General features: G+C 62.8%; 15 protein-coding genes and 2 pseudogenes. 8 read left to right on the forward strand and 9 right to left on the reverse strand.

What is annotated here, in order from left to right; translation table 11 throughout:
* Positions 1–72: 72 nt before the first annotated feature.
* Positions 73–210, forward strand: a pseudogene (locus tag AWC31_RS38295) (ankyrin repeat domain-containing protein); the annotation flags it as partial.
* 850 nt (positions 211–1,060) lie between these two features.
* Here the strand turns inward: AWC31_RS38295 and AWC31_RS15655 are convergent.
* Entirely contained in the window at positions 1,061–2,464 is a 1,404-nt protein-coding gene (locus tag AWC31_RS15655; RefSeq protein ID WP_165765975.1) for an AlbA family DNA-binding domain-containing protein, read from the reverse strand.
* Between the two features lie 204 nt (positions 2,465–2,668).
* Between AWC31_RS15655 and AWC31_RS15660 the strand changes: the two genes are divergently transcribed.
* The 3 genes from AWC31_RS15660 to AWC31_RS15670 all read left to right on the forward strand — a co-directional run bounded on the left by AWC31_RS15660 (position 2,669) and on the right by AWC31_RS15670 (position 7,063).
* Positions 2,669–3,199 carry a hypothetical protein gene (locus AWC31_RS15660; protein WP_085145060.1) on the forward strand — a complete coding sequence of 177 codons (531 nt, stop codon included), beginning with the start codon at positions 2,669–2,671 and terminating at the stop codon, positions 3,197–3,199.
* A gap of 322 nt (positions 3,200–3,521) precedes the next feature.
* Complete coding sequence (locus AWC31_RS15665) at positions 3,522–5,363, forward strand: ATP-dependent nuclease (RefSeq protein WP_085145061.1); 1,842 nt, start codon at positions 3,522–3,524, stop codon at positions 5,361–5,363.
* Complete coding sequence (locus AWC31_RS15670) at positions 5,360–7,063, forward strand: UvrD-helicase domain-containing protein (protein WP_085145062.1); 1,704 nt, start codon at positions 5,360–5,362, stop codon at positions 7,061–7,063. Before AWC31_RS15665 ends, AWC31_RS15670 begins: the two co-directional genes overlap by 4 nt.
* A gap of 334 nt (positions 7,064–7,397) precedes the next feature.
* Here the strand turns inward: AWC31_RS15670 and AWC31_RS15675 are convergent, their stop codons facing one another.
* The 3 genes from AWC31_RS15675 to AWC31_RS15685 all read right to left on the reverse strand — a co-directional run bounded on the left by AWC31_RS15675 (position 7,398) and on the right by AWC31_RS15685 (position 10,556).
* On the reverse strand, positions 7,398–7,649 hold the full coding sequence (locus tag AWC31_RS15675; protein WP_234816872.1) for a hypothetical protein: 252 nt from the start codon (positions 7,647–7,649) through the stop codon (positions 7,398–7,400).
* A gap of 50 nt (positions 7,650–7,699) precedes the next feature.
* The gene (locus tag AWC31_RS15680) at positions 7,700–9,088 is read right to left on the reverse strand and encodes an L-serine ammonia-lyase (RefSeq protein ID WP_085145064.1); all 1,389 of its coding nucleotides are present in this window, start codon (positions 9,086–9,088) and stop codon (positions 7,700–7,702) included.
* A gap of 88 nt (positions 9,089–9,176) precedes the next feature.
* On the reverse strand, positions 9,177–10,556 hold the full coding sequence (locus AWC31_RS15685) for a bifunctional folylpolyglutamate synthase/dihydrofolate synthase (RefSeq protein ID WP_085145065.1): 1,380 nt from the start codon (positions 10,554–10,556) through the stop codon (positions 9,177–9,179).
* A gap of 77 nt (positions 10,557–10,633) precedes the next feature.
* Here AWC31_RS15685 and pabB point away from each other — a divergent pair, with 77 nt between their 5' ends.
* The 4 genes from pabB (at position 10,634) to AWC31_RS15705 (ending at position 16,759) form a co-directional block, all read left to right on the forward strand.
* Positions 10,634–12,769, forward strand: a complete 2,136-nt coding sequence (pabB, locus tag AWC31_RS15690; protein ID WP_085145066.1) for an aminodeoxychorismate synthase component I — start codon at positions 10,634–10,636, stop codon at positions 12,767–12,769.
* Between the two features lie 64 nt (positions 12,770–12,833).
* The gene (locus tag AWC31_RS15695) at positions 12,834–14,882 is read left to right on the forward strand and encodes an NADH:flavin oxidoreductase (RefSeq protein ID WP_085145067.1); all 2,049 of its coding nucleotides are present in this window, start codon (positions 12,834–12,836) and stop codon (positions 14,880–14,882) included.
* Between the two features lie 162 nt (positions 14,883–15,044).
* On the forward strand, positions 15,045–16,130 hold the full coding sequence (locus AWC31_RS15700) for an S-(hydroxymethyl)mycothiol dehydrogenase (protein ID WP_085145068.1): 1,086 nt from the start codon (positions 15,045–15,047) through the stop codon (positions 16,128–16,130).
* Positions 16,127–16,759, forward strand: a complete 633-nt coding sequence (locus AWC31_RS15705; protein ID WP_085145069.1) for an MBL fold metallo-hydrolase — start codon at positions 16,127–16,129, stop codon at positions 16,757–16,759. Before AWC31_RS15700 ends, AWC31_RS15705 begins: the two co-directional genes overlap by 4 nt.
* A gap of 81 nt (positions 16,760–16,840) precedes the next feature.
* Here AWC31_RS15705 and AWC31_RS15710 read toward each other — a convergent pair whose 3' ends face one another.
* The 5 genes and pseudogenes from AWC31_RS15710 to AWC31_RS15730 all read right to left on the reverse strand — a co-directional run bounded on the left by AWC31_RS15710 (position 16,841) and on the right by AWC31_RS15730 (position 22,230).
* A complete protein-coding gene (locus AWC31_RS15710; RefSeq protein ID WP_085145070.1) occupies positions 16,841–17,509 on the reverse strand; it encodes a GntR family transcriptional regulator in 669 nt (222 codons plus the stop codon).
* A gap of 62 nt (positions 17,510–17,571) precedes the next feature.
* A pseudogene (gene folP, locus AWC31_RS38300) lies at positions 17,572–18,466 on the reverse strand (dihydropteroate synthase).
* A gap of 17 nt (positions 18,467–18,483) precedes the next feature.
* A complete protein-coding gene (locus tag AWC31_RS15720) occupies positions 18,484–19,074 on the reverse strand; it encodes a sarcosine oxidase subunit gamma (protein ID WP_085145071.1) in 591 nt (196 codons plus the stop codon).
* Positions 19,067–21,919, reverse strand: a complete 2,853-nt coding sequence (locus tag AWC31_RS15725) for a 2Fe-2S iron-sulfur cluster-binding protein (RefSeq protein ID WP_085145072.1) — start codon at positions 21,917–21,919, stop codon at positions 19,067–19,069. The genes AWC31_RS15720 and AWC31_RS15725 overlap by 8 nt, the downstream gene beginning before the upstream one ends.
* Positions 21,919–22,230, reverse strand: a complete 312-nt coding sequence (locus tag AWC31_RS15730) for a sarcosine oxidase subunit delta (protein ID WP_085145073.1) — start codon at positions 22,228–22,230, stop codon at positions 21,919–21,921. The genes AWC31_RS15725 and AWC31_RS15730 overlap by 1 nt, the downstream gene beginning before the upstream one ends.
* Positions 22,231–22,242: the final 12 nt, after the last annotated feature.

Genomic DNA, 22,242 nt, shown 5'->3' on the forward strand with positions numbered 1-22,242 from the left:
CACCACCAGGCTGCTTGGCGCAGGTGCCGACGTCAATGCGACCGATGATGAAGGCCTAAAGCCGCTGCCTGCCGCGACAGCGTCGACGTCGTTCGACTGTTACTGGATGCCGGGGCGGACGCGAACGCGGCCGATAACAAAGGCGAAACGCCGCTCTACAAAGCGGTCAGGAATAGCACTGCTGGTGGCAATACAACGGCTTCGGAATAGTCGGTATCGCCGGCGACTGCGTGACGCCGATATACAGACTGGGTGAACGTCCTTATGTACCGGGCACACAGGGGGCACATTAACAACGAGCTAGCACACGATCTTGCGAGGGATGCCGCGACGGCGATGATGGACGGCAGACAACCCGACACGGAAAACGCCAGCTGTCTTGCGCGACGGCGTCGCTGGCACGATCTCCTAACCCATCTCACTTGTGCCATGGCCATCTCCACGGCATCCGAAGGGGATACCAACGACCTGTTGCGCGGATAATTCTCTCGGCTTCCTTTGGATTCAAGTGAGTGACCAACGCGGAGAACGTCAGCCATGCACAAAATGGCGCCACCATAGTCGCGGCAATAGTGATTGCGTAGCCCGTAGCGGTCATGGCGCAGACCGTAGACCTTTCTGGCGTACTGCGACACTCACCCTGTTAGCAATTCTGTCCACAACGCCGCTGAACGCCCATCCGCCCTGTGGATAACGAGCTTCTAGCCATCCTTGAACTGCAGCATGTCGGCTGTTTACCGAGGTCAGGCTCAAGTGTGGATAAACATCCAAGTTCGTTCGGCGTGTCGTATGGTTTGCCACTTCGGGCGTGTCGCGTCAGGCAGAAATGTGCTAGCGAATAGCGACAGTTCCCACCGGACTAGGTCTAGAGTCGCTCTCAATCTCGGATCATCCGGGTTGAGACCTTGAGCGTTGAGCGCTTCGCGTTCTTCGTCATCCATACCGAGTAGACGCTGGGGAGCGCTTGGCGGTTTCATCGAAATTCTTTGGCATGGTGGGCCATCGCCCAGTAGGTCCAGGACTGCGGACCGTCATGCGAGCGATGATCGGAACCCGTCTGTTATGGGTGATTCTTCGGTGCAGTGATTTCAAGGCCGCGCGACAGGCCCCATTGCTGAAGATTTTCCATGAGCGGGGAGCTGGCGTTCGTCAGTCGAAGCGACCCGTCCGGCCGTAAGAGCATCGGCTCGACAACGCCGAACTCACCCAGAATGTCTGCGGCGAGTGCGTGGGCAGCGATCACCGTCGCGCGTGGAGTTTGTGCTGTCAATTCATCTAGGGATGCCGAAACCGAAGCGGCATGAGTTTGTCTACCGCCCAGAACAAGTGAGCCCTCAGGTTGGAAGTAGTCGACGGAGTCTTCGAGATAGCGCTTCGGCGTGCGTTCTGGGGCCATCACACGGGTGCGCATGGGCACGTCGTGAGGACCAGTCTGCTGCGGTAGCAATTGTTGCGCCTTGATTAGGCATTCTCCCGAAGCGCCGCAGTCGATCGCGCGGTGGCTCAGGAAGAGGAGCAGTTCCAAGAGCAGGTGCTCCATATGGTCCTGACGAATCTCATCGGGGTTGTTGCTCACGCTACGGGTGTCTGGTGGCGGTGACGCGAAGAACGAGGCCGCGAACCCTCCACCGTCGTAATGCAGTTCAGCGTGGGGATGTTTAGACAGGCCGTTGTACGGTCTGGTCTGCGTTGCGATTGCGCGTCGGATACCGGGTATCAGTTTGGTTTGGTGTTCGTGAAAGCATGTCTGGGCATACGGTGGGAACTCGCGGGGCCACCGTTGGATAAAGCTTTGTTCGCTGGCGAGCGCCGCCGATCCCACACCCCGCTCACCTCTCCCTCTGGGCACGATCGACACTGCGAGCCATGGCGCCAGAAAGAGGGCGATCCGCGACACGCCTTCGGCGTGGATTGTGTCCAACCGGTCGATACTCTCTGCTGCACTTGCTTGCCGGTCCCGATAGCGTGCGGCGACCTCATACTCACTCAGGTAGTGAGTCGTGCGGCCGAGGCGGATCGGATAGTGCAACGGACCGTCGGGATGGTCTCGGACCGCGTGTGGTGCATCGGAACTGTGGGGGACGGTGATTAGCAGGTAGCCGAGCCCGTCCCCGGCCGGTATCTCGCGTATATCGACCTCATGGAGCAAGGGGCTCACTCGGTTGCCCAAAGCTTGCGAGACTCGTTCGGAGGATTTGGGTGAAACCTTGAACGGCTTGGCCTCAACGGCGCGTCCCGAACTGTTTTCGCGGACCCCGATGATGATGACTCCGCCGCGAGTGTTGGCGAGCGCTGCCACATCCTTTGCGATTTCGAAATTCTTGTCTTTGGGGTAGTCGGCTTCCTTCCAGTCGAGGTCGAGGTCCTCGACCTCTCCACGCTGGATCGCTGAATGGACCGCAGGGGCATCTAGATCGGCGATGTCGACGCCGAAGACTGAGCACAGGCGGGGAAAGCGTGGCACTGATCCAGCGTGCCAATTTGTGAACAAAGAAGTCGGTAGCGACGCCACGGTGTGATGTAGATCATATTACATCTGGGTAATGGAGTCGCAGACCGGTGGGACGCCCTTCGTGCGTGGCCGAGGCGTCTGACAACGCTCCCGTGTGGTGCCCTGCAGCACCGGGATGCCGTGAGAGTATGGGGTAGTCCAGATTAGGGGGCATGAATGGCCAGCGGCTTCAAGATAAACAAGCAGGGCATCCGGCAGATGACCCGGGAGATCGAGCGGGAGTTCGCTAAGAACCCGGTACGGGTTCCGCTGCAGGCTGATACTTCTGGAGTGCAGTTGCCGCCCGCGACGACGGTCAACAACTACAACGGTCCGGTTGTCACCGTAACTGGCGACCATGCTCAACTCGCATGGAACAACCAGGATGTCACCCAGACCCGGGCGAGCACTGAGCAGGTGGCGCCCGGGTACGAGGAATTGGCTGACCTTGTAACTCGGCTTCTGGCCAGCACGCACCGGTTTAGTCTCGAAGCTGAGGACGAGGTGGAGCTACGCGCCAACAGCGACGCAGTCCTACGCGAGGTGGTCAAAACCAACCCGGACGGAAGCTTTGTTAGACGTGGTGTCACTATGCTAAAAGGCCTACTGGCCCCCATTGCATCGGGCATCAGCAAGGCGGTCACGGAAGAGTCCGCCGGTGTGGCCCAGCAGATGATCGAGTCTTTGGGTAACGCGCTGCCGTCGTGAGGTATGCCGGGTCCGGCCGCGTGTCGCCGGGCTGGACGAAGATACTGACCGATGCGGCCTCTTTTTGTGTTTCAAGTCTTCGTGCGTTTCTGCCACGTACTAGTCCCGTCCCCTGTTATACAACGCCCATCGGTACATCTAGGCGTTCGCAACGGAGGGGGCAATGGCGGCTGTCGATCGGTACCGACCTGATGCGAATCGAATCTTTCTAAATGTTTCACCAACCCATCACGTGCGTCTATGTCATAATTAACCTACTAAGCGGAGATAACGAAGTGATAGAGGCCAATTCAACGGAGCGTGCCTTGGGGCGGGATCGCGTGTGAAAGTTCGTTACTTACATCTCGAGAATTTCCGCGGCATCCAAGAGGGTGAAGTTCACTTTCAGCAGCACACTCTTCTAGTAGGTGGAAATAATGCCGGCAAGTCGACCATTTGCGAGGCTATTGATTTAGTGCTCGGGCCCGAGCGTCTGTATCGGCGACCAGTCATTGACGAGCATGATTTTTTCCTTGGCAATTACATCGATGACGAAGGCAACCCGATCACTGTACGAATCGAGGTGGTCCTCACCGGCTTGAATGCCGAGGAGCAACGTCGGTTTGGCGATCACCACCTGCGACTCTGGGATAATGCAACTGGAGCTTTCATCGATGATGAAGCTGGCGGAGCGGAACGCGCAGAGTCAGAGACAGTCGAATGGGGCCTTCCTGTTTGCTTCATCGGACGATACGACAAGGAAGAAGACGACTTTGTCGGTGATACGTTCTTCTCGCATCCAGAACCTATCGCCGATGAGACTGATCCTGGTGATTTATCGTCGCTTGGCGGTGGTTTATCTGGCTTTCGCCGTTCACACAAGCGCCTTGTTGGCTATGTGTATCTACGCGCCCTTCGCACAGGTTCACGAGCCCTGAGCCTGCAGCGAGGATCCTTGCTCGACACCATCCTTCAGCTCGGAGGTGAAGGCTCAGCGGAAATGTGGAAGGACACTCTGAATCACTTGCAGACGCTAGACCCTGCTATTGGTGATATTCCGCAACTTCAGACGGTCCGTGACAGTATCAAAGAAAAGCTCGGCCAGTTTGTGAATCTTGCTCCGGGAGATGATTCTGCGGCTTTCTTCGCTTCGGATCTGACGCGACAACATCTACGAGAGGTTGTAAGGCTGTTTGTTGCAACTCAGCCGAGCGAGCACTTGGTTCCCTATGGCCGCCAGGGGACGGGCTCGATCAACCTGTTGGTATTCGCCCTTCTGACTATTATCGCTGATCTCAAAGGGACCCACTCGGTGATATTTGCAATGGAAGAGCCCGAGATTGCGCTGCCTCCGCATACACAGCGACGAGTGACGCGCTATGTCCTCCAGCAGATGGGCCAGGCGATCGTGACATCGCACTCGACTCCCGTCATCGAGCAGTTTGAGCCTGACAGCATTGTCATGCTGCATCGGGACGGATCCAAGCTGGCGAGTGCGCTCATCGACTCGACCAAGGTCAAGCGCAAGACGTACTTGTCGAACAGGCGTCAATTCGCAGAAGCGATACTCGCGCGCAGTGTGTTAGTGGTCGAAGGGTCGACCGAGGGTGTTGTTTTTCCGGCGGTGTCAACGGTTCTTGAGCGTGTCAGAGCGGGTTATACACATCTCGACTTCGCCGGTATATCAATGTTCACGTGTTCGGGCGATGGTGAGGTGGACCGATTTGGCCCGGTATTCAAGGCGCTTGGAAAAAAGACCTACGGTGCCTGCGATAAACCGAATGCAACCCCGTCAGCGGAGGTTGTCGCTAATCGTGCTGAGTTTGATCGGTTCTGGGAATCACCAGAATCAGGGATTGAGGATGTTCTCGTCAACGCCATACCAGTGCCGACGCTTCGGAAATTTCTTGACCTCGTATCAACGCGAGCGGACTACCCAACAAGGTTACCGTACAACCCGGCAGCGTCGGATGATGAGATAAGCAAGCTAACGTTCAAAGTTCTGAAGGCCCGAAAAGGTGAGGCATTTGCCTACGCTGCGATGTTGATTGAGCAATGCGATACTGAGGCCGAACTCCCACAAGAGCTGGTAGCCATATTAGTAGCGATCGATGAAGATCTCCGTGCAGAGCCAGAGGCCATCCCTGCTGCAGAAGAACTCCCAGCATCGCCAGAGGGCGAATGACTTTCGAGCTGGCGGGTCAAGCGCGAGAGGCCTACGACCAAGATGGCCGGGTTATGGTGCTTGGTGGCCCTGGCTCGGGAAAAACGACTCTTTCGCTGCTCAAAACGCAGCGTCTGATACCCACCCTGGAGCCTGGACAACAGATCCTCTTTCTGAGCTTTTCGCGTGCAGCCGTACGCCAGGTGATGTTGCGATGTCGCGATGTGCTTACAGCAGCAGAACGCACCCACATTTCGGTTCAGACGTACCATGCCTTCTGTATGGATATTCTTCGCGCACACGGACGGCTCTTGACGGGTAGTCCTGCACGAATCCTGTTCCCGGATCGAGAGAAGATCGCGAAAACTAACTTTCAAGGTGATGACTGGGATAACGAACGTCGCAGACTGGCCAACGAGGAAGGCGTCTACGTATTTGATCAGTTTGCGAGTGGCGCTGCTAGCTTGATCGGTGGTATACCGAAGGTTACAAAGCTAGTAGCCGATCGGTTTCCTGTCATCATCCTCGACGAGTTCCAGGACACAAGCGATGCTCAATGGGAACTTGTTCAAGCGCTCGCTCTCCGAAGCAACGTCATCATTCTGGCCGATCCTGACCAACGAATCTTCGAGTACGACGACAACGTCGACCCCGACCGACTCAACCATGTTCGCCAAATCCTTGGTCCAGCGGAGTTCGATCTCGGCGGAGAGAACCACCGAAGTCCCGACGCCGGAATACTCCAGTTCGCCGACGCCATCCTTCGCAATCGAACACTCCCTGTAACCTCAGATGTAATTGTTAGGACGGTCTATCCGCGAGCGCTCGAGTCTACAACGCACGCGGCGGTCGTCTGGCTCTTCTCGGAGCTCCGCAAGAAAGGGATTGAACGGCCCAATATTGCAGTGCTTACACGCGCGAACGCCTTGGTTTCCGATGTATCCAGCTGGCTAAGTAGCACGAGGACGTACAACGGCATACAGCTCAAACCCGTATCGCACGACGTTCTCTGGGACGCAGAAGTCACAGCAGCCGCTGCGCAGGTTGTTGCATCAATACTGGAATGGCCGCTGCGCGATTCGAAGGAAGGTGTTATGCGGACATTCTCTGCGGTTGCGAATTTCTACGAAGTCAAGAATGCGCTCAAGGTGACCGCCAGCGCTGCTGCAGCGCGTGACAGTTATCGAACCAACGCCGAACTCCTAGCCGCCGGCAAGAACGTGCGACTGAAGAGTGCCAAGCAGCTCATTGCCTTAAGAGAGAACGGGTTTGAATTGCGAGGTGATCCCGCATCCGATTGGAAACTCGCTCGGGACGTAATCGCAGCCGCAGGCGTTCAGGACATTATTCAGGCCGTTAGGTTCGTTCGACTGTTTGGCGCTACAGACGAGATCGGCGGTCGTCTCGCAGAGCAGTGGGATCGCTCAGGTGGCTACGACAATGCAGTCGAACTCGTACGTAGGACCCTCGATCAGGGCCGCATCACATCAGAGCTGCGCGAACCTCAGGGCTGCATTCTGATGAACGTTCACAAATCGAAAGGAAAGGAGTTCGACGGGGTCATCATCGTCGAGGGTCATTACAGAAGCACCTTCTACGACAGGCGCGAGGATCCACCCCACATGTCTGGTCGCCGGCTCCTTCGTGTCGCGGTGACTCGGGCTCGTCACAAGGTAGTCATCGTTCGCCCCAACAGCACTCTGCCGCTGATCAACCCGTGAATTCCAGGGTCGACCTCGGGCACCAACCCATTCATAGTTGAACCGATCCAGGGCTACCAAGTCCGGGTTCGAATCATCGGCCTGGCCGCAGTAACCGATCTATGTGCTCCCTCACGTACGGTTTCGATAGTTCTCCCATCAGGCCCACGTTTTGAAGCCCGCGTTCAGCGGGCTTTTTCATTGGGTGGACGTGGCGCCGTCTGGTCACATGCGTAACACCGGTAACGCCAGGACAAGGCGAAGTGCTTTCTCAAGTGCGATATCGCGGGTGATATCGCGACGCCGAATACCTTCCGCGGATCTGGCTGATGCTCTCAGGTTCGAGGGCCGGCTCCTACGCCGTTCGTGCCGCGGCATCCTGCACCGCAATTCGGTACCGGGCAGCGCGCTCCACGAGGTTGAGATCGGAAGCGTCGAGCGGAATCTGGTGCGTGGTGAACACATCGACGACAGCATCGAATCTCCGCATGAGGCGGTGTGCGTCGATGCCGAACCGCGCGAACGACGCGTCGTTGGCTGGTACGGAGCGCGGCGTCCGGTCGAGCACGAAGGTGAGTATTTCTCGGTCGTACCAGTCGAGGTGCATCGTCGTCTCCTTGTTCCGTGGGGGACGTATCGCCGGCGCAGACACCTGCGTCAGCATTCGACGTAGTTGACGGGAACGTTCACTGCGAGGCCGCCCGTGGAGGTCTCTTTGTATTTCGAGCTCATGTCGGCACCGGTCGTGCGCATCGTCTCGATCACCTGGTCGAGCGAGACGCGGTGGGTGCCGTCGCCGCGCAGGGCCATCCGGGCCGCGTTGATCGCCTTGCCGGCAGATATCGCATTGCGTTCGATGCAGGGGATCTGGACGAGACCTTCGATCGGGTCACATGTCAGCCCGAGACTGTGTTCCATCGCGATTTCGGCCGCGTTCTCCACCTGTTCTGGTGTGCCGCCGAGGATTTCGGCGAGGCCCGCGGCGGCCATCGAAGCCGCGGAGCCAACTTCGCCTTGGCAGCCGACCTCCGCCCCGGATATAGAGGCGCGCTCTTTGTAGAGCGAGCCGATGGCGCCGGCGGCCAACAGGAAACGAATCGCGGTGTCGTCCGGATCGTGCTGGCCCGCTGGGGTGTAGTGCACGGCGTAGTGCAGCACGGCAGGCACGATACCGGCGGCACCGTTCGTCGGGGCGGTGACAATTCGTCCGCCGGAGGCGTTTTCCTCGTTGACCGCGAGTGCGACGAGATTCACCCAGTCTTCGGCGAATTCGGGTCGCCTCTCCGGATCCTCCTGGCTGAGACGGTCGTACCAGTCCTTCGCGCGTCGCCGCACGTGCAGCGAACCGGGGAGAAGGCCGTCGCGCGCGATCCCGCGCTGTTCGCAGTCCACCATCACGTCGCGAATGTGCAGTAGCCGCTGGTGAATTTCGGTGACGGGGCGATTCTGCCGCTCGATGTGGCGCATCAACTCGCTGATGCTGCAGCTGTGCTGGTGGCAGAGCTCGAGCATCTCTTTTGCCGAGCTGAACGCGAGACCGCGGCCGGATGCGGTTGCCGCGGGCGGTGCTTGGCTCTCGGCCTCGGTGACGACGAAGCCGCCGCCGATCGAGAAGTAGGTCTCACGGTGCAATTCGGCGCCATCGGAATCCAACGCCGTCAGTGTCATGCCGTTGGGATGGAACGGCAGAATGGTCAACGGCCGCAGGGTCATGTCCTGCTCGGTGAACGCGATCTCGCGGGATCCGCCGAATGCGATTCGGCCGGTGGATCGCATGGCCTCGATGCGTTGTTCCATGACGTCGGTCTCGATCTCTTCGGGCAGATAGCCCTCGAGACCGAGTAGCACCGCGGTCATCGTGCCGTGACCGGCACCGGTTGCCGCCAATGACCCGTACAGATCGACGCTCACGTCGGCAACTTCGTCGAACGCACCCAGCGTGCGCAGATCCGCGACGAACCTGGCTGCAGCGCGCATCGGTCCGACGGTGTGTGAACTCGATGGCCCGATGCCGATGGAGAACAGCTCGAACACACTGATCGTCATAGGTTGATCCCTCCCTTCTGATCGCCCGTTGCGGAGGGCGGCAAGCCCTGATCAGCATGTGATATATAAGTCTGCAAAAAATGGTAGGTCAGGCTGTGGGCGAGGTCAACACACGCCGAGGCGCGGGCCGGTCTGCCGCACCCGCAAGGGGGACGTCCACGGCGGCCAGGTGCAGGAACGATCCGGTCACCACGATGGGCCCGTCGCCCAGGTCCATGGCGGTCGCGATGGCCGCCACGGGATCGGCGACGGCGATCGCGCGGAGGCCGCGCGCACGAGCTCGTTCGGCCAGGCACGCGGCAGGAAGGGACGGTGCGATCGGGCCCGGGCCGTCCTCGGGTATCTGCGTGGCGACGATGTGGGCTGCGACGGGTGTGACGGCAGCCAACACCGACTGGAGGTCCTTGTCGGCCTTGCCGGCCAACACCCAGGTGGCGCGCCGACCCGGATAGAGCGCGCGCACGGTGTCGACGAGCGCCATGAGTTTGACGTTGTTGTGCGCTCCGTCGAGGATCACGTCGCGGTCGTTCACGACGTGGCGCTCGAACCTGCCGGGCAGCCAGGCCCGGGCCAGGCCGGTGCGCACCGCGGACTGATCGAGCGTCCACGCATCGCGGGCCGCGAGATAACGCGCGGCCCGCAGCGCAAGGGCTGCGTTCACGCCTTGATGGCGTCCTTGCAGCCCCAGCCGAAAATCGCCCGCGTCGGTGTGCAGCACGGTGCCGTCCGGGCCCACCGCGCAGGAAACATGCTGTGGGTCAAGGAGGTCCAGGGAGCATCGGCGTACGTGTGCCGTGGCGGCGATCGTATCCCGGACGCTGGCCTGAGGATGGCGCAAGACGACTCCGTGGCCGTCGGTGGGCAAGATTCCTGCTTTGTGCGTGGCGATTTCGGCCACGGTCTCGCCCAGCAGGCGCGTGTGATCGATGCCGATCCGGGTGATCACGGCCAGCTTGTCGGGCCGCGTGATCGTATTGGTTGCATCGAGCAACCCACCGATGCCGGTTTCGATGACCGCGTAATCGAGCGATCTGGCCGCGAACGTACTGAACGCGACCGCATTGGCGGCTTCGAAGAATGTTGGTGTGCTCAACGATGTCCGGGCCACCGCGTCGACAGCCGGGACGAGGCCGCGGACAGTGGCGACGAACTCCATGGGTGGCAACGGGACCCCATCGATCTGGACCCGCTCGAGAATTGAACGCACATGCGGAGAGACATGGGTGCCGACGCGAAAGCCGTGCGCCATCAAGATGCTCGACACGAACGCGCAGACCGAGCCCTTGCCTGCGGTACCGGCCACGTGGACGGTGCGCAGGGCGTCTTGCGGTGAACCCAGTCGACGAAACAACGCGGCCGCGCGAGACAAGCCGACGCTCTTCGAGCCTCTTGGGAGCCGGTACAGGTAATCGCTCGCAGCCCCGAGCGTTGGTAGGTCGGCCGCCTCGCGGCGAAGAAACCCGGTCATGGGGCAATTCTAATATACTAGTCAATCATCAGTTGATATATTAGTCGCATGATCACCGGAGCTCAGGAGCGTCACCGATGGTCCAGACGCTGCTGATCGACAACTACGACTCGTTCACGTACAACTTGGCCGAGTTGCTGACCAAGGTGAACGGACATGCGCCGGTCGTCGTGACCAACGATGCGCCATGGAATTCTCTGGACCTTCACGCTTTCGACAACATCGTGGTATCGCCCGGCCCGGGGAGTCCGACCGTTGCCGCGGACTTCGGCATCTCCGAGCAGGTGATGAACGGGTCGGGATTGCCGGTGCTCGGGGTGTGCCTGGGGCACCAGGGACTGTGTTCGGCGTTCGGCGCTCGGATCGTGCGGGCCCCTCACCCGATGCACGGCAGGCTTTCGCGGATCCGTCACGCCGGGCGCGACCTGTTCGCGGGGCTGCCCTGCCCGATGTCGGTCGTGCGCTATCACTCACTCGTCGCCGTGGGTCTGCCCGATGAACTCGAAGTTCTGGCACGCACCGACGACGGACTCGTGATGGGTGTGCGGCATCGTGACAGGCCGCTGTGGGGTGTGCAGTTCCATCCGGAATCCATCGCCGCAGAACACGGCGAAACCCTCTTGGCCAACTTCCGTGATCTCAGTGTCGCGGCCAACGCCGCCGGCCGGCCCAAGAGGACGACTTCGGTTCCGTATGAGCAGGCACGCCAGTCGCTGCCGACGCCCACGGATTTCGTTGTCACGCACCGACGTCTCGAGTGCGAACCGGACCCGGGGCGCCTGTACCGGAAGCTGTTCGCGGGGCGCCGCGGCGCGTTCTGGCTCGACCGGAGATCCGCTGAGCCAGGCTGCCGCTACACGGTGATGGGCGACGCCACGGGCCCGCGCGCCGAATACCTCACCTACGACGTCGCGACCCGCCAGGTGAGTACCGAGTCCCGGGGTGTGACAACGGTGCGTCGAGTCTCGTCGCTGTTCGACCATCTGAAACTCACGCTGCTAGATCGTGCGGTACGTCGTGACCCGGACTTGCCGTTCGACTTCCACCTCGGCTACGTGGGCTATTTGGGTTATGAACTCAAAGCCGAGACGGGCGGCAGCCCCGCGCACCATTCGCCATATCCCGATGCTGCGCTCGTGTTCGCCGACCGGGCCGTGGTGATCGATCACGAAAACCATTGCAGCTTTCTGCTTTCGATGAGCGACGACGACGCTCAGTGGTGCGACCGGACTGCCGCGGCACTGCTCGCCGCCGGACGGCCGGCCGATCGAGGCGTCGGCACGGAGGTGATCGCCGGGAGGAAAGACACCCCGATCGCGTTGCGACTCGGCGCCGACGAGTATCGCGCCAGAATCGAAGAAAGCCTGGATCTGATCAGGGCCGGCCAAACATACGAGGTGTGCCTGACCACCACGGCGCGGTTCGACCGCGCGGTCGATCATCTGGCGGTTTTCGATCGCGTGCGCGCACTGAACCCGGTGCCGCACGCGGCCCTGCTCGAGTTTCCCGGCATCGCGGTGATCAGCGCATCGCCAGAGCGGTTCGTTCGGATTCGGCCGGATCGCAGCATCGAGTCGAAACCGATCAAAGGCACCCGGCCCAGAGGCGACACGCCCGCAGCGGATCGTGCGCTGAGCGCGGCGCTGTATGCCAGCGAGAAGGAGCGCGCCGAGAATCTGATGATCGTCGATCTGGTGCGCAACGACCTGTCTCGCGTGTGTGAGCCGGGATCGGTCGACGTCCCGCGACTGTTCGACGTGGAGACGTACGCGTCTGTCCATCAATTGGTGTCAACGGTGCGCGGCGTCCTACGCGGCGATGCTCATCCGGTCGATGCGCTTCGTGCGCTGTTTCCGGCCGGTTCGATGACCGGTGCGCCCAAGGTGCGGACGATGGAAATCCTCGATCGGCTTGAGGCGGCACCGCGCGGCGTGTACTCCGGTGCGCTCGGTTACCTGTCGCTGTCGGGCGCTGTCGACCTGTCGGTCGTGATTCGAACCATGGTGGCGAGCGCCTCTGGCGTCGAATTCGGTGTCGGCGGAGCGATCACCGCGTTGTCTGATCCCACCGAGGAGTACGCCGAGATTCTCGTGAAAGCTGTGTCCTCGCAACGTGTTCTGACAGACGAGGCGCCGTCGCGTCCATCCGGCGAGTTCGGGCCGTCGCCGCAACAGGCGCAGCCCGACTGGCACTTGACCGCCGACCGCGTGTGACATACATTACTCACATGTTGACGTGTTAGAGAGCACGACAAATATTTCAGAAGGTCAATCTGGTATGACAACGCAGCTCATCGACCCGCTCCTGCAGCCCTTTCAGCTGAAGAACATCACTCTGCGTAACCGGGTGGTGAGCACGTCGCACGAGCCGTCCTACACCGAGGACGGCATGCCCAAGCGCCGTTATCGCCTCTACCACGAGGAGAAGGCCAAGGGCGGGGTCTCGCTGACGATGATGGGCGGGTCGGCGGTGGTCGCACCCGACAGTCCAGCGGCCTTCGGCAACCTGCACGTGTACAAGGACGAGATCGTGCCGTGGCTGCGCGAGTTGGCCTACGGCGTGCATGAAAACGGCGCAGCGGTCATGTGCCAGATCACCCATCTCGGCCGTCGCACGAGCAATTACGACGGTGACTGGCTGCCGGTCATCGCGCCGTCGGCGATACGTGAACCGGCCCATCGCTCGTTTCCCAAAGTGGCCGAGGAATGGGATATGGACCGCATCGTGCGCGCCTATGCCGACGCCACCGCGCGCTGCCGGGAAGCCGGACTCGACGGCATCGAACTCGAGGCCTACACGCACCTGTTGGACGCGTTCTGGTCGCCGCTGACCAACCATCGCGACGACGAGTACGGCAGGGGTAGCCTTGAAGACCGGCTTCGCTTCCCGCTGAGGGTGATTCGCGCGGTACGCGAAGCGGCGGGGCCGGATTTCGCCGTCGGTGTCCGCATGTCGCTCGACGAGAACGAGCCCGGTGGTCTGCGCTATGACGAGGGTCTGGAGATCGCCAAGCGTGTGGTGGCCGAGGGCATCGACTTCATCAGTGTGATCAAGGGTTACATGGCCAGCGATGAAGCCCTTTCGCGGGTCATCCCGCCGATGGGCACGCCCGTTGCGCCGCATCTGGAATTCGCCGGCCAGGTCAAGCAGGCGCTGTCGATTCCGGTCATGCATGCGGCACGCATCAACGACGTCGCCACGGCGCGGCATGCCATTCGCGATGGGCTGCTCGACCTCGTCGGAATGACACGCGCCCACATCGCAGATCCGCACATCGTCGCGAAAATCCAGGCGGGCGAGGAAGACCGCATTCGCCCCTGCGTCGGTGCCAGCTACTGCCTCGACGAGATCTATCAGAACCGTGACGCGAAGTGCGTGCACAACGCGTCGACCGGGCGGGAAGACCGCATGCCGCATCACATTCCCGCGGCCACCGGACCGGCACGGACGGCGGTGGTCATCGGGGCGGGGCCGGCCGGCCTGGAAGCCGCTCGCGTACTTGGCGAACGTGGCCACCGGGTGACCGTGTTCGAGGCGGCTGATGCGCCGGGTGGCCAGATCCGCCTGGCCGCCTCCGCTCCGCGGCGGCGCGATCTCATCAGCATCATCGACTGGCGACTGGCCGAGTGCAAGCTGCTCGACGTCGACATCCGGACCAACACGTACGCCGACGTCGACGAGGTTATGGCCGAGAACCCCGATGTCGTGGTGGTCGCGACCGGAGGCCTCCCGAACGGCGAATTCCTCACCGAGGGAGCGGGTTTGGTCACCGACGCCTGGGACGTGCTGTGCGGGGCGGTGCGACCACGCGGGCAGGTGCTGTTCTATGACGACAACGGCGGGCACCCCGGTATGGATGCGGCTGAAGTGCTCGCCAACAGTGGCGCGCAGGTCGAGTTCGTCACGCCGGAGCGGATTTTGGCGCCCGATGTGGGCGGCGTGAACTATCCCGGCTACTTCAAGGTTTTCGCCGAACGCGATGTGCGGGTGACCCTCAACGAGCGCCTCACTGGCGTGCGCCGTAAAGGCGGCCGCCTAGAGGTGGATCTGCACAACGAATACGCCCACGCAACACGGCAGCGTGTTGTCGATCATGTCGTCGTCGAGCACGGGACGTTGCCGTCCGACGATCTCTATTTCTCACTGGTGGGCGGGTCGTCGAATCTCGGCGAGGTGGATCAACAGGCCCTGCTCGATCTCCGTCCGCAGGAAGTCGTCCGCAATCCAGAAGGCGGCTACCAGCTTTTCCGGATCGGTGACGCCGTCGCCAGTCGCAACATTCACGCGGCGATCTATGACGCGTTCCGGCTGTGCATCGTTCTGTGATCGTTCGCCGGTAAGGCGACAACTAATATACTAGACATTAACGGACTGATATAGCAGACTGTGCTGTATTGCCACCGAGCATGCTTTGGCGGATCCCGTCCGGGCCGCTGTCCATCACCGGTACTTGCGGCTCGAATCGCTGCACGAACAAGGAGTGTTCCCATGCCACAACAAGTTCGAGGCGTCATCGCCCGCTCGAAGGGCGCGCCCGTTGAGGTTGCCACCATCACGATTCCCGATCCCGGGCCCGGTGAAGTGGTGGTGCGGGTGCAGGCCTGCGGCGTGTGCCATACCGACCTCACCTACCGCGAAGGCGGGATCAACGACGAGTTCCCGTTCCTGCTCGGTCACGAGGCTGCCGGCGTCGTTGAAGAAGTCGGAACCGGGGTCAGCTCCGTCGCTGTCGGCGACTTCGTGATCCTCAATTGGCGCGCGGTGTGCGGTCAGTGCCGGGCCTGTAAGCGAGGCCGCCCGCAGTACTGCTTCGACACCCACAACGCCGCGCAGAAAATGACCTTGGGCGACGGCACCGAGTTGACTCCCGCTCTGGGGATCGGTGCGTTCGCTGAGAAGACCCTGGTCCATGCGGGCCAGTGCACCAAGGTCGATCCCGACGCCGACCCCGCGGTGGTGGGCCTACTGGGCTGTGGTGTGATGGCCGGGCTCGGTGCCGCGGTCAACACCGGCAACGTCTCTCGCGGCGATTCGGTCGCGGTCATCGGCTGTGGCGGCGTCGGTGACGCCGCGATCATGGGGGCTCGTCTTGCCGGTGCGGGCACGATCATCGCGATCGACCGCGACCCGCGAAAGTTGGAGTGGGCCAAGGAACTCGGTGCCACACACACCGTCAATGCGACCGAGGCCGACACGGTTGAGGCAGTCCAAGAGCTGACCGGCGGGTTCGGCGCCGACGTGGTGATCGATGCGGTGGGCCGCCCGGAAACGTGGAAACAGGCGTTCTACGCTCGCGACCTGGCCGGAACGGTGGTGCTGGTCGGCGTGCCGACCCCGGACATGACGCTGGACATGCCGTTGATCGACTTCTTTTCTCGCGGTGGGGCATTGAAGTCGTCGTGGTATGGCGACTGCCTGCCCGAACGGGATTTCCCGACCCTGGTGGATCTCTATCAACAGGGTCGGCTGCCGCTGGAGCGCTTTGTCTCCGAACGGATCAAGCTCGATGAGGTCGAAGACGCTTTCCACACGATGCACGAGGGCAAGGTGTTGCGTTCGGTGGTCGTGCTGTGAGCGGCACGCTTCGCATCGACCGCGTCGTCACCTCGGGGACCTTCAGCCTCGATGGCGGGACGTGGGATGTCGACAACAACGTCTGGGTCGTCGGCGATGACGACGAGGTCGTCATCGTCGACGCCGCGCACACCGCGGGCCAGATCGTCGAAGCCGTGGCCGGACGCAACGTCGTCGCGGTGGTGGTCACGCACGGCCATGACGATCATGTCACGGTCGCGCCGGAACTGGCGCACACCCTGCATGCGCCGATCCTTCTGCATCCCGGTGATGACATGTTGTGGAAGGCCAGCCATCCCGAGGAGAAGTACTGGAATCTTGACGCCGATCAGCGCATCGGCGTCGCCGGTACCGAGATCCAGGTAATCCACACACCGGGGCACTCACCGGGTTCTGTGTGCCTGTACCTGCCCGAGGCGGGTGAGCTGTTCTCCGGTGACACGTTGTTCAACGGTGGCCCGGGCGCGACCGGACGCTCCTACAGCGACTTTCCGACAATCATCGATTCCATCCGGTCGTCGCTGTTGACCTTGCCCGAGGACACGCGTGTGCACACCGGTCACGGTGACCACACTACGATCGGTTCCGAGGCGCCCCACTTGGCCGAGTGGATCGCGCGGGGGCACTGAGACTCTCGGCCATCGGCGCAACGGATTCGACTGTCCACCAGTCGCGTCGCGGGAACGCCGGAGCACCGCGCCCATACGACGTCAGAACATCTTGCGGATGTCGTCCTCGAACTCGCGGACGTGCGCTTCGGCCAGCGTTCGGGCGCGGGCGCCGTCGCGGTCCAGGATCGCTTGCAGAACCTCAGCTTGGCCGTGAACGTGGTGATCGAGATCGGGGAGACGTTCGTTGGCCAGGTTCCACATTCGCAGCGACAGATCGAGGGTCTGCGTGAGGGTGTCGAGAAGGTAGGGGTTGTGCGCCATGCGGTGCACGGCGCGATGTACCGCGACGTCGAGGTTGAGCAGTGCGTCCGGATCGGTGCACGCCTCCAATTCGTTGAGAAGTTCCCGTAGTTCGAGTCGTTCCTCATAGGTGGCCTCGCTCGCCGCGCGCTCGGCGGCCAGCCCTTCGAGGCGTTCCCGCATGTCGCACAGTGCCTCTAGATCCGTGGGATGCAAGTCAGCCGCAAAGCTGCCGCTGCGGGGGTAGACGACCACGAGTCTGCGGTATGCGAGCCGTTTTATCGCTTCGCGCACCGGCGTTCGCCCGACGCCGAGTTCGGCGGCGAGCTGCTCCTCTTCGATGGGGGCTCCCGGCGCGATCTCCAACGAGACGATCTTGTCCCGGATGGCGTCGTAGGCCTGGTCGGACAGCAGTGGGCTGGAGCTGGATTGCTTGGCCGGCGTGCGGGCCGAGCGTGCACCGGCCATACCGGGCCACCTCCTGCGAGATACACAGTGCGACTGAATTGAGATGTCAGAGACTACCGACGCTACATCAGTTGCGGATACTTCGGGGCGGCGGCTCGCGTTGCGTTCACCAGGCGCATGACGGCTACCGCGTCGACCGTGGCAGCCACATCGTGGACGCGCAAGATCGAGGCTCCCTGCTGCGCGGCGATCACCGCGGCCGCCACCGAGGCCGGAAGGCGGTCGGCGACATCGCGGTCGGTGATCACGCCGAGCATGCTCTTACGTGACAGGCCGGCCATGACCGGGTAGCCGAGGTCGGCGAACGAGCGCAGCGCGACGAGCAAGGACAGATTGTGTGTGAGGGTCTTGCCGAATCCGAAGCCGGGATCGATCACGATGTGTTCGGCAGCGATTCCCGCCGACCGGCACACCTCGATCCGCGCGCGCAGGAATCGGTGGACCTGCCCGACCACGTTGTAGTAACTCGGTGCGGTCTGCATGGTTTCGGGCTCACCCTGCATGCATCAGACAGACCGGTACCTGAAGGCCTGCCGCAGCTTCGAGGGCGCCCGGTCGCTGCAACGCACGGACATCGTTGATCATCACCGCTCCGGCGGCGACCGCTTCGCGCATCACTTCGGGGCGGGAGGTGTCGACGGAGATCGGCACGGAGCTCGTGCCCGCGAGAGCCTCGACGACCGGGATCACGCGATCGATCTCCTCGGCCACCGACGGCGGGCGAGATCCCGGTCGCGTGGACTCGCCTCCGATGTCGAGCATGTCGGCGCCCTCAGCGACGAGGCTGCGGGCGTAGTCGACCGCTTGCATTGGTCCGTCGAACCGCCCGCCGTCGTAGAACGAATCGGGAGTGACGTTGACGATGCCGCACACGAGCAGGTCGGCGCCGGCGAGGCGGCGGACGAGTCCGTCCCGGGTGCCGGAAAAGACTTGGGCGGCAGGTGGTGTAGGTGTCATGGCGCAGCGTCCGGTGCTTACCAGTCGACGCCGAACTCCTCGACGGCGTCGATGAGCCAGTCGGCCAAATAGCCTGCGAACGACGAACGCACGAGGATCCGATAGTCGGTTCCCTTGTCATTTAACGGGATCAAGACGACAGCTGCGAGCGCGAGCATGGTCTGGGCTGCAGAGCCCCGTCCGAATACCGTTGGATGCAGGTCCAGTGCGCAGCCCTTGGCGAGGACGTCGCGGGCATGGGCGCCGCGCAACCGCACGGAGGTGCGCTGCGCGGACACGTCGACCGATACCCCGCCGTACTCGGCGACGGCCGCGTGCAGACGCGTCTCCAGCGCTTCGCCGTCGAGGGCCGTCGATGTCACCAGCCATTCGTCCGGGCCGAACCAGATGACGGTCGAATCGGTGCCCTCGCTGCACGTCGACGGCGTGGTCGGCAATGCGGTGCCTAGCACGCGGGCTGCGGCAGATGCCCCGGCGCCGGAGGGATCCACCCACAGGTCGACCATGGTGACGAACGGTTCTTCGGTGATGGCCGCTTCGGCAGGCAGCGCGGCGAATCGGGTTGCCCACTTCTGCAACGGGCTACGGCGGGTGAGGGTGTCAGCCATCGCGGCGTGCTCCTTCGGGATCGACGAGTACGGAGCCGGTGACTTCGACGGGCACCAGGGCTCCGTCGACCACGGCGGTAAGGGTGTCCCCGAGGCGGGCATGGCCGCCCTTGACCAGTGCCAGCGCGAACGGGCGGGCCAGTTCGGCGCTGCGGTAGCTCGATGTCACGTGGCCGAGCATCGGGACCGGCGGCGGTGGTAGGACGCCACCGGACGGCGTCTCGATGATCTGGGCTCCCTCGGGCAATACCGTTTGTGCGTCGACGGGCAGTAACCCGACGAACTGCTTGCGTAACGGGTTGAGGTTCTCGCTTCGGGTGAAGGACCGCTTGCCGATGAAATCGGGCTTCTTCTTCGAGACCGCCCAACTCATGCCGAGGTCCTGCGGGGTGACGGTGCCGTCGGTGTCTTGGCCGATGATCGGATAGCCCTTCTCGGCGCGCAATACATGCATCGTCTCCGTGCCGTACGGAGTGATCGCGTATGGACCACCGGCGGCGATCAGGCGCTCCCACACCGCGGTTGCGTACCACCCCGTGACGTTGACCTCGTAGGCGAGTTCACCCGAGAAGCTGACCCGACCGATCCTGACGTGCACCCCGTCGAGGCTCGTGTCCCGCCAGGCCATGAACGGAAAGGCGTCGTTGCTCACGTCGAGGTCACCGAATACCGCACCGATCACGTCGCGGGATTTCGGGCCGACCACCGGGAAGGTGTGCCACTGTTCGGTCACCGACGTCAGGCGCACCCGCAGGTGCGGCCACTCGGTCTGCAGCCATTCCTCCATCCATTCGAGGATGTGTGCCGCACCACCGGTGGTGGTGAACACCTGATACCGGTCCTCGGCCAGCCGCATCACGGTGCCGTCGTCGATGACCATGCCGTCGACACCGCACATCACGCCGTAGCGCACCATTCCCACTTTGAGGGTGCTCATCATGTTGGTGTAGAGCAGGTCGAGGAACATCCCGGCGTCGGGGCCCTGGACGTCGATCTTGCCGAGCGTGGAGCCGTCGAGGATGCCGACTCCGTTTCGGACAGCCGCACATTCGCGCAACACGGCCGATTCCATGTCTTCGCCGGGAAGCGGGTAGTAGCGAGGGCGCTTCCATTGGCCGACGTCCTCGAATACCGCACCCTGGGCCACATGCCAATCGTGTACTGCGGTAACGCGTTCCGGATCGAACAGCCGGCCGCGGCTCCGTCCGGCGAGTGCGGCGAATGCGACCGGCGTATAGGGCGGGCGGAATGTGGTGACGCCGAGATTTTCCATCGGGACACCGAGCAGCTCAGAGGTGATCCCGGATGCGACGACACCGGACGTCTTGCCCTGATCGTGTGCGGTGCCGATTGTGGTGTAGCGCTTGATGTGTTCCATCGAGCGCATGCCCGCGCCCACTGCGCGGATCAGATCGGCCACCGTGGCATCGCGCTGGACGTCGACGAACTGGCTTGCCGCGGCATCTGGGTCGGCTACGCGCCACAGCACCAGGCTGGGCTCGGTCACCGGCACGGGATCGGACTCGCCGGCAAGGGGTTTCGCGGTGGGCGTGAAGCCGAGCTCGGCAAGTGCCCGCTCGGCGGCCTGACGCCCGTCGCGCAGGCAGCCCGGCAGGTCGAAGACCCCATTGGACGAACCCGCCACGCCGACGCCGTCGAGTTGCTCGCCCGGCACGAAAGCGCCGAGACTGTCGTCGTAGCGCAGCTTTCCGCGTACCTGGCTGAACAGATGCACGGCCGGATTCCAGCCACCGCTGACCAGCAACACATCGCAGGCCACCTCCTCGGGCGCACCGTCGGGTCCCGATACCAATGCCGCCGATACGCGAGTGTCGCCACGGGTGCCGCTCACCACCGAGCCGATCCGGATGTCGATGCCACGCGCGGCGCATGCCTCGCGCAGATGCGGCGCGACGTCCGCGCGGGCGTCGACGATCGCGCTGATCGTCACACCGGCGTCATGCAGGTCGAGCGCTGCCGCGTAAGCACTGTCGTTGGTGGTGAACACGACGGCCCGCTCGCCGACCGTGACGCCGTACCGGTGCAGGAATGTGCGGGCGCCGTTGGCCAGCATGATTCCAGGTCGGTCGTTGTCGGTGAACACGACGGGGCGTTCGTGCGCGCCGGCGGCCACCACAACGTGCCGGGCCCGGATCCGCCACACGCGTTGGCGACTGACCCCGACTGGCGCTTCGGCCCCCAAATGGTCGGTGCACCGCTGCAGCGCCAGGACGAAGCCGTCGTCGTAGTGTCCGAACGCCGTGGTGCGTTGAAGATGGACGACATCGGGATACGCGGCGAGCTCGGTCACGGCATCGGCCACCCAGTCCAGCGCGGGCCGGCCGTCGATGGTGTCGGCGCTGCCGAGCAGCGCGCCGCCCGCCTCGCTCTGTTCATCGATCAGCACCACGCGTGCCCCGGCGCGGGCCGCGGTCAAGGCAGCCGCGAGGCCGGCCGGTCCGGCACCGGCGATGAGTACGTCGGCGTGCACGTGCGTCGCGTCGTACTTGGCGGTGTCGGGGATGTCGGCGAGCCGACCTTGGCCGGGAATGCCGCGCGCGACGAGACCGTCGAACAGCTCGACCGTCGTCGCGAGCAACATGGGCTCTGGGAACGGATGCTCGATCTGGACCAGGCCACCGGTGTCCTCGGCCCAGGCCGAGGTGAAACCGCGGGGGCGCCCCAGTTTGATGCTCGTGGTGACCTGGTGGATGCCGTTGGCGAGCAGCGCTGAGGCCAGCGTGTCACCGGCGTGACCGGTCAGTTCCCGGTCGTTGAAGGTGAAGCGGTACACCGTATCCCGGTCGATACGGCCGCCGTCTGCAGTGCGGAATGGTGCGTCCATCAGATCTCCCTCGATTCCCCGGTCGCTGCGCTCTTGCCCGCCGTCGGTCTCTGCTCGTCCAGGCGGTAGACACGGTGGAATCGGTAGGTGGCGGTGTCGCGAATCGCGTTGAACCACCGGCGGCAGCCCGCGCTGTGGGCCCAGCGTTCGGCGAACATGCCTTTGGGGTTGTTGCGGAAGAACACGTAGTGCGCCCATTCCTCGTCGGAAAGCGCCTGCGGATCCTCCGGATAGACCACGTGGGCTTCGCCGCCGTAATGGAACTCGGTTTCCTCTCGCGGTCCGCACCACGGACATTCGATGAGTTGCATTGTGAATTCTCC

It is taken from the genome of Mycolicibacterium wolinskyi, from assembly GCF_002101965.1.
Lineage (GTDB): Bacteria > Actinomycetota > Actinomycetes > Mycobacteriales > Mycobacteriaceae > Mycobacterium > Mycobacterium wolinskyi.

Bases quoted from the DNA above. Each gene is read 5' to 3' on its own strand.
- AWC31_RS15660 (WP_085145060.1), top strand. From the start codon at position 2,669: ATGGCCAGCGGCTTCAAGATAAACAAGCAGGGCATCCGGCAGATGACC.
- AWC31_RS15670 (WP_085145062.1), top strand. From the start codon at position 5,360: ATGACTTTCGAGCTGGCGGGTCAAGCGCGAGAGGCCTACGACCAAGAT.
- AWC31_RS15675 (WP_234816872.1), bottom strand. From the start codon at position 7,649: ATGCACCTCGACTGGTACGACCGAGAAATACTCACCTTCGTGCTCGAC.
- AWC31_RS15680 (WP_085145064.1), bottom strand. From the start codon at position 9,088: ATGACGATCAGTGTGTTCGAGCTGTTCTCCATCGGCATCGGGCCATCG.
- AWC31_RS15685 (WP_085145065.1), bottom strand. From the start codon at position 10,556: ATGACCGGGTTTCTTCGCCGCGAGGCGGCCGACCTACCAACGCTCGGG.
- pabB (WP_085145066.1), top strand. From the start codon at position 10,634: ATGGTCCAGACGCTGCTGATCGACAACTACGACTCGTTCACGTACAAC.
- AWC31_RS15695 (WP_085145067.1), top strand. From the start codon at position 12,834: ATGACAACGCAGCTCATCGACCCGCTCCTGCAGCCCTTTCAGCTGAAG.
- AWC31_RS15700 (WP_085145068.1), top strand. From the start codon at position 15,045: ATGCCACAACAAGTTCGAGGCGTCATCGCCCGCTCGAAGGGCGCGCCC.
- AWC31_RS15710 (WP_085145070.1), bottom strand. From the start codon at position 17,509: ATGGCCGGTGCACGCTCGGCCCGCACGCCGGCCAAGCAATCCAGCTCC.
- AWC31_RS15720 (WP_085145071.1), bottom strand. From the start codon at position 19,074: ATGGCTGACACCCTCACCCGCCGTAGCCCGTTGCAGAAGTGGGCAACC.
- AWC31_RS15725 (WP_085145072.1), bottom strand. From the start codon at position 21,919: ATGGACGCACCATTCCGCACTGCAGACGGCGGCCGTATCGACCGGGAT.
- AWC31_RS15730 (WP_085145073.1), bottom strand. From the start codon at position 22,230: ATGCAACTCATCGAATGTCCGTGGTGCGGACCGCGAGAGGAAACCGAG.